This is a genomic window from Nonomuraea indica (genome assembly GCF_002850745.1).
GTDB lineage: Bacteria > Actinomycetota > Actinomycetes > Streptosporangiales > Streptosporangiaceae > Nonomuraea > Nonomuraea indica.
On sequence record NZ_KZ559472.1, the window covers coordinates 299,333 to 313,479 of the forward strand.

Annotated in this window: 13 protein-coding genes; 5 read left to right on the forward strand and 8 right to left on the reverse strand. The window is 72.9% G+C overall.

Going from position 1 to position 14,147, the window contains the following annotated elements; all coding sequences use genetic code 11:
• Positions 1-48: 48 nt before the first annotated feature.
• Positions 49-1,446: a DUF7059 domain-containing protein gene (locus CXR44_RS20145; RefSeq protein WP_101787612.1), complete on the forward strand. Its 1,398-nt coding sequence runs from the start codon at positions 49-51 to the stop codon at positions 1,444-1,446.
• A gap of 282 nt (positions 1,447-1,728) precedes the next feature.
• On the opposite strand, the gene CXR44_RS20150 is transcribed toward CXR44_RS20145, so the two are convergent.
• The 3 genes from CXR44_RS20150 to CXR44_RS20160 form a co-directional block, all read right to left on the reverse strand.
• The gene (locus tag CXR44_RS20150; RefSeq protein WP_101787613.1) at positions 1,729-4,740 is read right to left on the reverse strand and encodes an AfsR/SARP family transcriptional regulator; all 3,012 of its coding nucleotides are present in this window, start codon (positions 4,738-4,740) and stop codon (positions 1,729-1,731) included.
• A gap of 268 nt (positions 4,741-5,008) precedes the next feature.
• Positions 5,009-5,665 carry a GNAT family N-acetyltransferase gene (locus CXR44_RS20155; RefSeq protein ID WP_101787614.1) on the reverse strand — a complete coding sequence of 219 codons (657 nt, stop codon included), beginning with the start codon at positions 5,663-5,665 and terminating at the stop codon, positions 5,009-5,011.
• 141 nt (positions 5,666-5,806) lie between these two features.
• Positions 5,807-7,093 (reverse strand): pyridoxal phosphate-dependent aminotransferase, encoded by a 1,287-nt coding sequence (locus tag CXR44_RS20160; RefSeq protein WP_101787615.1) that lies wholly within the window; start codon positions 7,091-7,093, stop codon positions 5,807-5,809.
• A gap of 79 nt (positions 7,094-7,172) precedes the next feature.
• On the opposite strand from CXR44_RS20160, the gene CXR44_RS20165 reads away from it, so the two are divergent.
• Positions 7,173-8,165 carry a LysR family transcriptional regulator gene (locus CXR44_RS20165; RefSeq protein WP_101787616.1) on the forward strand — a complete coding sequence of 331 codons (993 nt, stop codon included), beginning with the start codon at positions 7,173-7,175 and terminating at the stop codon, positions 8,163-8,165.
• An 11-nt stretch (positions 8,166-8,176) separates the two neighbouring features.
• The gene (locus tag CXR44_RS20170; protein ID WP_101787617.1) at positions 8,177-8,848 is read left to right on the forward strand and encodes a ribonuclease HII; all 672 of its coding nucleotides are present in this window, start codon (positions 8,177-8,179) and stop codon (positions 8,846-8,848) included.
• On the opposite strand, the gene CXR44_RS20175 is transcribed toward CXR44_RS20170, so the two are convergent.
• Positions 8,845-9,276: a type II toxin-antitoxin system VapC family toxin gene (locus tag CXR44_RS20175; RefSeq protein WP_101787618.1), complete on the reverse strand. Its 432-nt coding sequence runs from the start codon at positions 9,274-9,276 to the stop codon at positions 8,845-8,847. The genes CXR44_RS20170 and CXR44_RS20175 overlap by 4 nt on opposite strands.
• A gap of 3 nt (positions 9,277-9,279) precedes the next feature.
• Positions 9,280-9,522 (reverse strand): AbrB/MazE/SpoVT family DNA-binding domain-containing protein, encoded by a 243-nt coding sequence (locus CXR44_RS20180; RefSeq protein ID WP_101787619.1) that lies wholly within the window; start codon positions 9,520-9,522, stop codon positions 9,280-9,282.
• Between the two features lie 90 nt (positions 9,523-9,612).
• Here CXR44_RS20180 and CXR44_RS20185 point away from each other — a divergent pair, with 90 nt between their 5' ends.
• On the forward strand, positions 9,613-10,731 hold the full coding sequence (locus CXR44_RS20185; RefSeq protein ID WP_101787620.1) for an LLM class flavin-dependent oxidoreductase: 1,119 nt from the start codon (positions 9,613-9,615) through the stop codon (positions 10,729-10,731).
• 35 nt (positions 10,732-10,766) lie between these two features.
• Here the strand turns inward: CXR44_RS20185 and CXR44_RS20190 are convergent, their stop codons facing one another.
• Positions 10,767-11,153, reverse strand: coding sequence for an SCO5389 family protein (locus tag CXR44_RS20190; protein WP_101787621.1), 387 nt, complete (start codon positions 11,151-11,153; stop codon positions 10,767-10,769).
• 85 nt (positions 11,154-11,238) lie between these two features.
• Positions 11,239-12,183, reverse strand: coding sequence for an ATP-binding protein (locus CXR44_RS20195; RefSeq protein ID WP_101787622.1), 945 nt, complete (start codon positions 12,181-12,183; stop codon positions 11,239-11,241).
• 67 nt (positions 12,184-12,250) lie between these two features.
• Between CXR44_RS20195 and CXR44_RS20200 the strand changes: the two genes are divergently transcribed.
• Positions 12,251-12,730, forward strand: a complete 480-nt coding sequence (locus CXR44_RS20200; protein ID WP_219601924.1) for a tetratricopeptide repeat protein — start codon at positions 12,251-12,253, stop codon at positions 12,728-12,730.
• 24 nt (positions 12,731-12,754) lie between these two features.
• Here the strand turns inward: CXR44_RS20200 and CXR44_RS20205 are convergent, their stop codons facing one another.
• Positions 12,755-14,143 (reverse strand): LCP family glycopolymer transferase, encoded by a 1,389-nt coding sequence (locus tag CXR44_RS20205; RefSeq protein WP_245899280.1) that lies wholly within the window; start codon positions 14,141-14,143, stop codon positions 12,755-12,757.
• Between the last annotated feature and the right edge of the window lie 4 nt (positions 14,144-14,147).

The following is a 14,147-nucleotide window of genomic DNA, read 5'->3' on the forward strand; positions in this document are numbered from 1 at the left end:
CGTAGGTATGGGATCATGCGCGGGCGTAAGCGGTGAAAGGATGGGTGCGTGGAAGGACTGCGCGATCACCTGCACGAAACCGGCTACACGGTGGACGGCGTCCGCGACCGGCTGGGCGACGTGGCGGCCTCCGCCCTGGCCCGCGAGGAACTGGTCCCGGCCCTGCGCGCCACGGCCGCGGGCGAGCCGCTCGACGCGCTGATCCGGTTGTGGTGGCTGGGCGTGGCCGTCCCCCGGGAGTGGCTGGACCCGGCCGTGCTGGAGTCGGGGCTGGTGACCGTGGCAGGCGAGCGGGTCACCGCCGACGTGCACCTCCAGCCGTGGGAGACGGGCGGCTACGTGGTCTCCGACCGCAAGGTGCGCCCCGGCGACCCGGCGCTGCGTCCCGACCACGTCGTGGGCGCGGGCGGCGCCTCGGCCAACCTCGCCCAGCTCGTCACCCGCCGCCCCGTCGAACGGGCGCTCGACCTCGGCACCGGTTGCGGCGTGCAGGTGCTCCACCTCGCGGGGCGGGCAGGGGAGATCGTGGCCACCGACCTCAACCCGCGCGCCGTCGAGCTGGCCCGGTTGAGCTGGGAGCTGTCGGGCGTGCGCGGGGTGGACGCCCGCGTCGGCTCCATGTTCGAGCCGGTCCGCGACGAGCTGTTCGATCTCGTCGTCGCCAACCCGCCGTTCGTCATCTCACCCGGCGGGCAGCTGACCTACCGCGAGACGGGCGAGGACGGCGACGCCTTCTGCCGCGACCTCGTCCGGCAGGCGCCCCGCCACCTCGCCCCCGGCGGCCAGGCCCACTTCCTGGCCAACTGGCTGCACGTCGAGGGCGAGGACTGGCGCGACCGCGTCGGCGGCTGGCTGGCCGACACCGGCTGCGACGCCTGGGTGGTCGAACGCGACGTGCAGGACCCCGCCGAGTACGTCGAGTTGTGGCTCAGGGACGCCGCCGAGCAGGGCACCCCCGGCTACGCCGAGCACTACGACCGCTGGCTGGCCTGGTTCGAGCAGCGCAAGGTGGAGGCGGTCGGCTTCGGCTGGATCACCCTGCGCAACTCCGGGACCCTCGACCCGGTGGTCCGCGTCGAGCGGCTCACCCACCAGGTCACGCTGCCCGTGGGCGACTACGTGGACGACGTGCTCGACTCTATCGCGGCCGCCCACCGCGTCGAGGACCTCGCGTCGGCCTGCCTGCGCACGGCCGACGGGCTGCTCGACGAGCGCATCGGCCTGCCCGGCGCCGAGGACCCGATGCGGATCGTGCTCCGTCAGACCACGGGCCTGCGCCGCAGCAGGGAGGTCGGCACGGTCGAGGCCGCGCTGGCCGGGGTGTGCGACGGCGAGCTGGCGCTCGGCCCGCTGCTCAACGTGATCGCCGAGCTGGTCGGCAACGGCGACATCCCGAACGCCGACGCGGTCCGCCCCCTCATCGCCGAGGGATACTTCCACCTGTGACCGGTGGCGCAATCGGCTGTTGATCCGACGTCAAGCCCTCCGGCGGATGCTGGGGACCACGACACGGACCCGGGGGGTTCGAGGCCCGTGTCAGAGCCCGGCCGGCCGTCGACGTGAGGCGGCTAGCCGTCACGTGGAGCAACCGGAAAACCGGGCCCCCTGGCGACGCGTGGCGGTCACGACGGCCGGCCGGGCAGCACCACCGCCGGGAGGCGCCGAGGACCGCAGAGGACAGCCTTGATCAACCATGTGTGGATGACACGTCTGGACGACGCGCTCTATTCAGGACTCGACGACCTGGGCGGCGTCGAGGAGGACCTCGAGGTCCCCGGCCTCGGGAGCACCGAGCCGGGAGAAGATGTCGAAGGCCTGGCGTAGGCAGTCGAGGCTGCGCGTGGTGCTGCCGAGCCCCTTGAGCGCCTTGCCGAGGACCGTCAGCGACAGCGCCTCGCCGTACGGGTGGCCGATGTTCCGCGACACCAGCAGAGCCTGCTCGGCGTGCCGGACGGCGTCGGCGTAGCGCTCGGCGGCGATGAACGTCTCCGCCAGCCGCGAGCACACCCGCTGCTCCCACACCCGCTGCTTGCCGGCCCGGAAGAAGGCCAGGCACTCGGCGTGGTGATGGACGGCCTCGGTGAGCCGGCCGACCCGCGACAGCACGATGCCGAGGTGGTAGCGGGCCCGCGCGGTGCCGGCGCCGCTGCCGAGCTCGGTGAAGATCTCCAGGCCCCGCTCGGCCGCGGCGACGGCGTCCGCGGGCCGGCCGAGGCCGAGATGGTCGCGGGCGGAGTAGCTGAGCACGAGCGCCTCGCCGGCGGGTATGCCGTGGTCGCGGTAGTGCCGCATGGCCGACTCGAACCACGACAGGGCCTCGGTGTGGCGGCGCTGCCTGCCCACGACCACGGCCAGCGCGTTCATCACCTCGCCGGTGACGACCTTCTCGCCGCGGGTCACCGACAGCTCGTGCACGATCCTGAACTGCTGCTCGGCCTCGGTCAGCCGGTTGCCCGCGAACAGCACCCGGCCCAGCACGTAGCGGGAGCGCAGCTCGCTGCCCTGGTCGCCGATGCCGCGGGCGGCGGCGAGCACGGCGCGGGTGGCGTGGTCGAACTCGCGCGTGTGGGTACCCGACTCCAGCAGCGGCTCCATGGCCACCAGCAGGTCGGCGGCCGGCAGGAGCTGGTCGGCCGTGGGGGAGGCCGCGGCGGCCTGGTTGATCGCCGCGAACAGCGAGTCGCCCTCGGCGATCAGCCAGGCGACGGCCTCGTCCGCGCCGCCGAAGCTGCGCCCGCTGCCGATCTCCACCAGGTTGTCCGCGATGGAGCTGCCCTCGTAGGCCAGCCGGTGGGCCGACTGGGCGGAGGAGAGGTAGTAGCCGAGCAGCCGCCGCAGCACCGGCGTGCGGGCCTGCGGCTGCTCGGTCTTGTCCATGGTGCGCCGGGCGAACAGCTTGAGCAGGTCGTGGAAGCGATAGCGGCCCGGCGCCGGAGCCTCCAGCAGGCTGGCGTCGACCAGCGACTCCAGCACGTCCTCGGCCTCGAACCCGTTCATCGCCAGCACGGCCGCGGCGGCGCCGGCGGAGATGTCGGGGCCGTTGGGCAGCGACAGCAGCCGGAACGCCCGCTGCTGGCCGGCGTCGAGCTGCCCGTAACCCAGCGCGAACGTCGCCTCCACCGCGAGGTTGCCCACCCGCAGCTCGTCGAGGCGGCGCTGCTCGTCGGCCAGCCGCGGCACCAGCGACTCCACCGTCCACGAGGGTCGCGCGGCCAGCCGGGCGGCCACGATCCGTACGGCCAGCGGCAGGAACCCGCACGCCGCCACCACGTCCATGGCGGCGCCGTGCTCGGCCGCCACCCGCTCCGGCCCGGCCACCGCCGCGAACAGCGACAGGGCCTCGTCGGGCTCCATCACGTCGAGGTCGATGAGCCTGGCCGAGGGCAGGTCGGCCAGCTTGACCCGGCTGGTGACGATCGCCGCGCAGCCTGGCGAGCCCGGCAGCAGGTGGCCCACCTGCGCGGCGTCACGGGCGTTGTCCAGCAGCACGAGGATGCGCCGGTCGGCGAGCAGCGACCGGAACAGCGCCGAGCGCTCGGCGAGCCGTTCGGGGATGACGTCGGGCGGGACGCCGAGCGCCCGCAGGAACGCCCGCAGCGCCGACTCGGGCGCGGTGGCCTCGTCGGTGTAGCCGCGCAGGTCGACGTAGAGCTGCCCGTCGGGGAACAGGTCGTCGGCGGCGTGGGCCACGTGCACGGCCAGCGTGGTCTTGCCGACGCCGCCGATCCCGCAGATGGCGACCACGGGCACGCCCTCCGCCGAGGACTGCGCCGACAGCAGCGCGCGCAGCCGTACGGCGATCTCCTTGCGCCCGGTGAAGTCGTTGACCGCGGCGGGGAGCTGCGCCGGGCGGGGCAGCTCGTGGACCGGCTCGTCCCCGCCCGCCGGCTCCGGTGCCGCCCCGGTGACCGTGACGGGCGCCACCGGGGCGGGGGCGGCCGGCGCGGGCGCGAGGGTGAGGGACGGATCGGCTGCCAGGATGCGCTGGTGCAGCGCCGACAGCTCGGGACCGGGCTCGATGCCCAGCTCCTCGATCAGCGCCTCGCGGGTCTCGGTGAACACGGCCAGCGCGTCGCCCTGCCGGCCGCACCGGTAGTAGGCGAGCATGAGCTGCGCCCGCAGCCGCTCGCGCAGCGGGTGCTCGGCGGTCAGCGCGATCAGCTCCGACACGACCGCGGCGTGCTCGCCGAGCTCGAGATCGACGTCCATGAGCGTCTCGACCACGCCGATCCGGCGCTCGACCAGCCGGTCGCGCTGGTGCTCGACGTACGGGCCGACGGTGCCCGTCAGCGGCTCGCCGTCGAACATGGCGAGCGCGGCCCGCAGCGCGGCGGCGGCCTCGGCGAGGTGGCCGGCCTTGCGCGCCGCCTCGGCGTCGTGGACGGCCCGCTCGAAGCGGGTCAGGTCGAGCGCCCCGTCGGTCAGGCGCAGCGCGTAACCGCGCCCGACGGAGGTGAGAATCTCGGGCCGGGAGCGGGCGGGCCGGTCGGGTTCGAGCACGGTGCGCAGCCGGGAGACGTACGTGCGCAGCGCGCCGAGCGCCCTCGGGGGCGCGTCCTCGCCCCACACCGCGTCGATGAGCTCCGTCGGGCTGACCGCCCGTCCCTCCCGCAGCAGGAGCATGCCCAGGATGGAACGCTGCAACGGGGTGCCCAGGTCGAGCTCCTCGCGATCACGCCACGCGCGCACGGGGCCGAGCACGGCGAAGCGCAGCCCGCCTTCGACGCTCTGACCAGCCATGCGGTATGTCTCCAGGGCAATGGAACGCTTTGTTACCAAATCATAGAACCTTCCCCGCCTCCCACATAGGCGCGAGACATTGCGTTAACCAAAGCGTTGATCGGGTGTCAATTGCGTGTTGAGCACCCGAGCGGATGCTGAAGGCGTCGGCAGGCATGGTCCCGGTCAGCGGGGGCGACCGTGCCCGCCCCAGCAATACAGGTGCGAAGTTCCCGGCGAAAACGGGAGGCCCCGCCCATTTTCCGGGCGGGGCCTCGACGGGTGTTTTCTACGCTGCCTCGACCGCCGCTTCCAGCGGCGCGAGTCTCGGCATGAGCCGTTCGCGGACGGCGGGCCATTCCGAATGCAGGATGGAGTAGAACGCCGTATCTCGGACGGTGTCGTCGGCGCCTCGGCTTTCCGCTCGCCGCACCCCGTCGAAGTGTGCGCCGAGGGCCTCGATGGCGGCCCGGGACCGGACGTTGCGTACGTCTGCCTTGAGCGTGATGCGGTGGACGTTCCACGTGTCGAAGGCGTGCGAGAGCAGCAGGTACTTGCTCTCCCGGTTGACACCCGTGCCCTGGGCCGAGGCGCCCAGCCAGGTGTAACCGATGTCGGCCACGGACGGGATCTCGCCCACCACACCCAGCGAGCCCGGAGGCCACGGCAGGGGGCCCTGCCAGTACTCCAGGTGCATGAGACGGGTGGCACCGACCAGACGGTCGGTGGCCAGCCACCGGATGGCGAAGGGCAACGTGCGGCCCTCCGCCTGCTCAGCCAGGGCGGCCTCCACATAGGAGACCATCTCGTCCCGACCGTTCGGGACGCGAGTGAAGGCATACGTGGAGCGGTCTTCACTCGCCGCGGCGACGAGGTCGTCGATCGCCGCGTGGCTGAGAGGTTCCAGGCGCACGAGGCGCCCGGACAAGGTGACAAGAGCGGGCATGAGCACATGATGAGGGCTGCCCGCCCCTGCTGTAACCAGGCGGCGTCAGGGAACTTTCGCGCCCTTGCGGCGCTTCGGTGTTCGCGCAGGTCAGCGCGATGTTTCGGGGGGTGCCGGCGGTCCGCCGGGGGAAGATTTCGCCTAACCGTGACACGCGGTCGGCACGAGCGCCGGGCGGAGTTCACGCGCGGCGCCCCGGCGCGTCGCCGACAGCTCTCCCAACCCCTTCGCCAGGTGGTCGAGACCGGCCGAGATCCACGGCAGGCGCAGCGGGTCGGGGCTGTCGAGCGCGGCCTGCCGCTCCTCGGTCGTCTCGCCGTACAGGAGGCTGACGGCGACCCGGACCCGGGCGGCGGACGGGTCGTCGCCGAAGGCGTGGCCAGGCAGGACGCCGATGCCGTGCCCGTCGAGCAGGATGCGGGTGATCTCGGCCGAGCCGCCGAGGCGGAGGTGGCCGAGGTCGGGGTAGAGGTAGAAGCCGCCCTGGGGGGCGAGCACGGAGGCGCCGATCTCGGTGAAGGCCGCGTGGGCGGCCCGCGCGACCGTGCCGTGCAGCCTGCGGCTGCGCTCGACGCGTTCGACCAGTTCGGGTGGTTCGGTGAAGGCGTACGCCGCGGCCTCCTGCACCGGCGCGGCGGGCGCGGACCAGATCTCGCTGGCCACCGCGAGCAGCCTGGCGCGCAACTCGTCTGCGCCGCCGGGCAGCCGGGCCACGCCGATGCGCCAGCCGCCCAGCGCGAGGCTCTTGCTGAGCCCGGTGGTGACGACGGTGCGCTCGGGGGCCAGCTCCGCGGGCGAGATGTACGGCGGAGCGGGGTGGTGCAGCAGGTCGCGGTAGATCTCGTCGGAGATGATGACGAGGTCCAGCTCGCGGGCGACGGCGGCCAGGCGGGCGATGGTGGCGGGCCTGGCGAGCCTGCCGGTGGGGTTGTCGGGCAGGGTGACGACCACGGACCTGACGGTCCGGCCCTGGGCGCGGGCGTGGAGCACGGCCGAGGCCAGCCGGTCGGGGTCGGGCGCGCCGCCCTCTCCGGCCGGCGGAGGGACCAGGATGGGGCGGGAGCCCACCAGATCGGCCTGGGCCGCGTAGCTGACCCAGCTCGGCACGGTCAGCACCACGTCACCGCCGAGGGCGAGCAGCAGGCCGTACAGGAGCGACTTGCTGCCGGGGCCGCTGACGACCTGGTCGGGGTCGGTGGGCAGGCCGCGACGGGCCCAGTAGCCCGCCGCCGCCTCGCGCAGCGCGGAGGCTCCGGCGACCGGCCCGTAGCCGTTGTTCCCGGACGCGGCGACGAGCCTGTCGCGCAGCGCCGGGTGGACGGGTAGTCCGGCCTCGCCGAAGGCCAGGTGGAGCACCCGTGCCCCGGCGCGTCGTCTTCGCTCGATCTCCTCGTTCGTCGCCAGCGTGGCGGAAAGCGTCACCGTCATGTTTGTCACGTTCCCAGGGTGGTTGGATGAAGGCATCAGGACAAGCGAGGCTTTTTGTGGGTAGGCATAAGGAAGTCCGATGCTCGATTTGCGGCGTTTGGTGTTGATCTGCGAATTCGCTCGGCGCGGCAGCATCGCCGCGACCGCCGAATCGCTCGGCTACAGTGCCTCCGCGGTCTCCCAGCAGCTCGTCGCGCTCGAACGCGAGGCCGGCACGGCCCTCATCGACCGGACGGCCCGCAGCGCCGAGCTGACCGATGCCGGTCGCCGCCTGGTCCTGCACGCCGAACGCATCCTTTCCATGGTCGAGGAGGCCGAGTCGGACCTCTCGGCGCACCGGGGCACGCCTGCCGGGCGGGTCGTCGTCACCGCCTTCCCCACAGCGGCCGTCGCATTCGCGCCCGCGCTCGCCCGGTCGCTGCGCCGCCACACCGAACTCACACTCCGCCTGCGGCAGAGCCGCTCGGGACGCGGGATGCGGGAGGTGCAGTCGGGCGAGGTGGACATCGCGCTCGTGGACGACTGGTACGGCCGCGCCCGCGACAGCGAGAACCTGCGGGTCTTCCCCCTGCTGCACGACCCCCTCGTGCTGGTGGTGCCGCGCAGGCACCGGCTGGCCGACACCGGCGTGCCGTTCGAGCTGGCCGAGCTGCGCGACGAGCCGTGGATGGCCACGCCGGACGGCGAGCCGTCGCGGCTGGCGGTGGACCGGCTGCTGGTGGACGTGGGCGGCACCAAGCCGCAACCGTGGGAGTTCGAGGGGCTGGGCACGATCCTGTCGCTGGTGGCCAAGGGGCTCGGGATCGCCGCCGTGCCGGCGCTGGCGCTCGCGGCGGGAGTCCGCGGGGTGGCGGTGCGGCAGTTCCCGGGCAACCCGGTGGGGCGCGAGGTGCACGCCGTCGCCCGGGGTTCGAGCGTGCACCGCCCCTCGGTCTCGGTCACCCTGCGGGCCATCCACGTGGCCGCCCGGTACATCGCCGCCGACCTCGAACCGCTCCGGCTCGCCGACCGCCGGCCGGGGCCCGCCGCTGACGAGCGCGATCCGGGCCCGGTACGGCCCGCGGACCGATAACGTCTGGGGCCATGCCGCCGACCTACGACATCGAGCACCTCCTGCTCGCGCAGCCCAGCACCCGCACCGTGGCGGGCGTCGACGAGGTGGGCCGCGGCGCCTGGGCTGGCCCGGTGACCGTCTGCGCGGTCGTCACCGACCTGACGGAGCCGCCCGCCGGGCTGACCGACTCCAAGCAGCTCACGCCCGCCAGACGCGAGACCGTGGCCGCCGAGCTGCTCCCGTGGGCCGCCGGCATCGGTTTCGGCGAGGCCACTCCTGCCGAGATCGACACCGTCGGCATGACCGAGGCGCTGCGCCGCGCCGCCCGCCGGGCGCTGGAGGCCCTGCCGGTCAGACCCGACGCGGTGATCCTCGACGGCTCCCACGACTACATCGGCGCTCCCTGGCCCGTACGCCTGGAGGTCAGGGGCGACGCGGCGAGCATCTCGGTGGCGGCGGCGTCGGTGCTGGCCAAGGTGCGGCGCGACGCCCAGCTGGCGGCGCTCGGCCACGAGGAGTACGGCTTCGCCGACAACGCCGGCTATCCGTCGCCGGCCCACCAGGAGGCCCTGGCCCGGCTCGGGCCCACCGAGCACCACCGCCTGTCGTGGTCCTACCTCGACGACCTGCCGCGCTGGCGGCACCTCAAGCGGCACCGCGATCCCTCGGTGACCGAGGGCCAGGTCAGCCTGTTCGGCTAGTCGGGGCAGACGAGCTGAATCTTGGGGAAGTAGGTGCGAAAGCGCCGGGCGTCGCGGGTCAGCAGACGGTAGGACCGGATGGCCGCGTGCGCGCCGATGTAGAAGTCGGGCAACGGCGCCCGCTTCTGACCACCCCGTCTCTTGTAGGCGTTGAACGCCTGTCCGGCCAGAAAGGCTGCCTCGTAGGGCAGATTCTCACGGCCGAACTCCTCGTGGGGCAGTGTCTCCTCCAGCTCTTCTATGCTCGGGAACCGGGGAGTGACCTCGGCGTAGATGATCGGATTGATGACGACGCGGCCCGTGTCGCTGGCTCGTTCGAGCTCCTTGCTGGACCAGTCGGCCCAGTGGGGATCTTCGGTGAAGATGTCGAGCAGCACGCACGAGTCGACCAGGGTGATCTCATCTGCGGAGTGGACGGCTCGAAGCATGACTCAAACCTCGCCCCACTCGTCGCCGCGCATCATCTTCATGATCTCATCGGTGGTCATCGTGCCTTTGCCCCGTCCGCGCATGTGCCTGACGAGGCGTTGACCGCGAGTGAGGCTGTCTTCCCGCCGCACGATCTGCAGAACGTGGCCGACCTCGATGACCTCCACCTCGTCGCCCTCGTGGAGGTTGTACTTGGCGCGCAGCGGCGCGGGGATGGTCACCTGGCCCTTGCTGTTGATCTTCATGTGGTCACCGGTTCGGGTTGTCATGTGTCACTTCTACAACCTGATACTAAGCACTGTCCTGACCTCGGAGAATCGGTCATTATCGGGTGGGTGCGAATCGGGATCTTTCTGGTCGCGGCCCAGTTTCCGGGCCGGGATCCGGGACGGGTGCTGGCCGACACCGTGGAGCTGGTCGTGGCGGCCGAGGAAGCGGGGTTCGACGACGCCTGGATCGCCGAGCACCACTTCATGTCGTACGGGGTGTGCCCGTCGGCGATCACGTTCGCGGCCGTGGCCGCCGGGCGGACGTCGCGGATCGGGCTCGGGACGGCGGTCAGCGTGCTGTCCACCTGGCATCCGGTCGCTCTGGCGGAGCAGGCCGCGATGCTGCACCACCTGTCGGGCGGGCGGTTCGCGCTGGGGGTCGGGCGGGGCGGGCCGTGGGTGGACCTGGAGGTGTTCGGCACGGGGCTGGAGCGGTTCGAGCGGGGCTTCGAGGAGTCGCTGGACGTGCTGGTGCGCGCTCTGTCGGAGGAGCGGGTGTCGGCCGGCGGGGAGTTCTTCGCGTTCCGCGAGGTGCCGATGGTGCCCGCGGCCACCATGCGGCCGGTCGTGGCGTGCACCTCTGAGGCGACGCTGACGCTGGCGGCCCGGCGCGGGCTGCCGATGCTGCTCGGCATGCACGTGGACGACCGCGAGAAGGCGGCGGCCGTGGCCGCGTACGAGCGGGTGCGGGACGAGCACGCGCGGGACGGGCGGGTGCGGGACGAGCACGGGCGGGACGGGCGGGTGCGGGACGGGGACGCGCGGGACGGGCGGTCGGTGGGCGGGGGCGGGCCGGGTGGGGGCGCGGTGGCCGGGGGCGCCGGGGCCGGGGTGGGGCACGTGGCGGCGGCCGTCGGGTTCGTGGCCGACTCCACGCGGCAGGCCGTCAGGGAGCTGACCGAGGCGATGCCGCGCTGGCTGGAGCCGGGCCTGGCGGGCTACCTGCCGGTGGACGGCCGGCCCCGCCCGCCCCGGGACGTCGGCGCGTACGTGGACTTCCTGACCCGCGTCCACCCGGTCGGGTCGCCCGCCCACTGCGCCGAGACGATCCTCGCCACCGCCGAGGCCACCGGACTGCGGCACCTGATCCTCATGGTCGAGGGCGCCGGCGACCATCGGCGCACCCTGGAGAACGTCCGCCGCCTCGGCGCCGAGGTGCTGCCCGCGGTGCGCGGGCGGCGGTGAACCGGGAGCCCCGGCCCGCCGCCGCCCGCGCCCGCTCAGCAGTCGACGAGCTCGGGCTGCTGGTTGAGGATCTGCGCGCGCGGCGTCACGAAGTCGCGCAACGCCTCGGTGGCCGCCGGGTCGAAGACGGCGACCCGGTGGCAGTTCTGGAAGGCGAGCCGGACTCCGAAGTGCCGTTCCAGCGCGCCGCGCATCGCGTCGCTGGCCAGGCAGCGCAGGAGCTGGCCGCGCGCCTCCTCCGACGGCGGCGGCACGTGGTTGTCGGCGAACTCGGCTCCACTGGAGTCACGCTGCTGGACCAGCTCGCTGATCACCGACCACGCGTACGGCAGGGAGTCGCGGACGCAGGCGACGAACGCCGCGTCGTCGATCTCGCCCGCCCTGGCCTGGTCGAGAAGATCGTTCGGAACGGTCAGCGACATGCTGTCTCCTCTCGAAGGGGATCTCACCGACGCTATGCGGCGCCGGCGTGGCGCTCCAGGTGTCTGGAGGGGGACACTCGTGTGGTCACGGGCCGTAGACGAACTCGGGGTCGATCTGGTCGCCCAGATCGAGACCCGTGCGCTCGTTGCCCCAGGCGCGCGCGTTGCGCAGGTGGAACTCCTCGGCCTGCCGGCCGAAGCGCACCCAGTCCTTCTCCTGGGCGTCCACCTCCTTGAGCAGCACGGCCAGCGCGTCGGAGTTGGCGGGCTCCAGGTCGTCGAGGGCGAACGGGCGGCCCTGCTCCATGGCCCGGACGGCGGCGGAGTGCTCCATCCAGGTGAGCAGGTCGTCGCCCGCGTGGGAACGGAGGAAGCCGACGTCCGCGTCGTCGTGCACCTTGTTGCCGACCACCGCGATCCGCACGCCGAACTCGGCGGCGTAGTCGAGATACTGCCGGTAGACGCTGACGCCCTGCCGGGTGGGCTCGGCCACGAGGACGGTCAGGTCGAAGCGGGTGAACAGGCCGGAGGCGAAGGAGTCGGCCCCGGCGGTCATGTCGACGACGACGTATTCGGACGGGCCGTCGACGAGGTGGTTGAGCAGCAGCTCCACCGCGCCGACCTTGGAGTGGTAGCAGGCCACGCCCAGGTCGTCCTCGCTGAACGGGCCGGTCGCCATGAGGCGGACGCCCTCCGGCGTGGTGACCGCGAACTCGCGGCCGCCGATGCGGGCGGCGGCGAGGTCGTCGAAGCTCAGCAGGCGCGAGCCCCGGCCCGGAGGCGTGGTCTTGACCATGGCCTCGGCCGAGGCGATGCGGGGGTTGTCACCGCGCAGATGATCCTTGATCGCGGTGAGATGGGAGCCCAGCGGCTCCGGCGGCTCGGTCACGCCGAGCACCAGGGCGAGGTGCTGGTTGATGTCGGCGTCCACGGCGACCACCCGGCCGCCCTGGCTCGCCACGTGTCTCGCGAACAGGGCCGACATCGTGGTCTTGCCGCTGCCGCCCTTGCCGACGAACGCCACCCTCACACGCGCTCCAAATGATTATGAAAACCGTTGTCGAACAGGTCGCTGGCAATCATGCCACACTCGGTCGGTGCGTGATGACGAATTGGCGGAGGCCGTGCGACTGCGTGAGGCGGGGAGCCGCGAGGAGGCCCGCGCCCTGCTCCTGGGCCTGTCCGAGCGGCATCCCGACGACGCCGAGATCGCCTACCAGACCGCGTGGGTGCACGACGCGCTCGGCCTGGAGGCCGAGGCCGTGCCCTTCTACGAGCGGGCGCTGGCCGGCACGGGGCTCACCGCCGCCGACCGGCTGGGCGCCTTCACGGGCCTCGGCAGCACGTTCCGGGTGCTGGGGCGCTACGACGAGGCGCTGGAGACGTTCCGGCGCGGGCTCGCCGAGTTCCCCGGCGACAAGGCGCTGCGCACGTTCATGGCGATGGCGCTCCACAACTCCGGGCAGTCCCGCGAGGCGGTCGGCACGCTGCTCAAGGTGCTGGCCGAGACCGAGGAGGTCGGCCGCTACCGCCGGGCCGTCGCCTACTACGCGGACCATCTCGACGAGACCGTCTGACCCTCGTCCCGGTGCCGCCGGACGCTACCCGCAGGCGGCGTCCAGGGCGACGGCCTGGTCGGCCTTCTGCGCGGGCGGGACGGTGGCCGCCCCGGTGCCCGGCGCGGCGCTGCGCGGCGTGCGGCGCTCCGGGCGGTCGGCGAGCGCCTCGGCCACCTTGTCCCTGATCAGGTCCCAGTCGGGGTAGGCGGTGTTGACCAGCGGCGGCACGAAGTTCAGGCTCCTGATCCTGGCGTCCTTGACCTTGTGGGCCAGGTCCACCAGCGGCGGCAGCAGGTCCTGCGGGATGTCGGTGGAGATGGCGCGCTTCGTCGCCGTGGCGAGCTGCTCGAAGCTGTTGATCACGGTGATCGGGTCGGCCTGCTTGGCCACGGCGTTGAGCAGGCACTTCTGCCGGCCCATGCGGACGTAGTCGTCGCTGTCGGTGCGCGAGCGGCCGTACCAGAGGGCCTCGGAGCCGCTGAGCCGGCGGGTGCCGGGGGCGAGCAGGCCCTCACGGTACCTGCCGTAGACGATCGGCTCCTTGATGGTGACCTTGACGCCGCCCATCGCGTCGATGATCTGCGCGAAGCCCCGCATGTCCACCAGCGCGTAGTAGCTCACCCGGAGCCCCAGGATGTCGCCGATCGTCTGCTTCAGCAGGGCCGGGCCGCGCTCGCCGCGCCGCACGCCCGGCACCACCTCGGGATGGTCCTCGGCGTACTGGAAGACCTCGTTGAGCAGCCCCGGCGTCTCGGGCCCCGCGCCGGCGAAGCCGCTCGGGAAGCGGTCGCGGGCCGGGCCGGTGGGCAACGGCACCCGCTGCAGGTTGCGCGGCAGGCCGAACAGGACCGCGGCGCCCGTCGCGGTGTCCACGCTGGCCACCGTCATGCTGTCGGTGCGCACCCCCGGCCGGCTCGGCGCCGAGTCGCCGCCGAGCAGCAGGAAGTTGATGCGGTCCGCCCCGTTCCACGGGTCCTGCGCCATGACCGGCGTGGAGTTGGTGAACAGCGCCTGCACCACGTCCCGCGACACGTACGCCATCCGGGCCGCGTACGCGGTGGGCGCCAGGACGAGCGCGCACAGCCCGGCCGCCACGATCGCGGTCAGGGCGCGACCCACGGTGTCGGAGGGCGCCGGCCGGACCAGGACGAACGAGCGGACGATCACCAGGGACCAGGCGAGCGCGACCAGCCCCAGCGCCACCGACAGCGCGGTCAGCCAGGCCGGCTGCACGGCCAGCGCCAGCAACTGCGGGCCGAACCCGGTGACGGCCGTGATGACCACCGCGAGCACGAGCACGTGGGCCGCCATCAGGGCGAGTCCGGTCCGGCGGCGGTCGGTGGCGAGGTGGGCCACGCCCCACAGCAGGGCCGAGCCCAGGGTCAAGGCGATGCTCGAGACGGGGTTGAAACCACGCTCCGTGCCTGTCATCCCT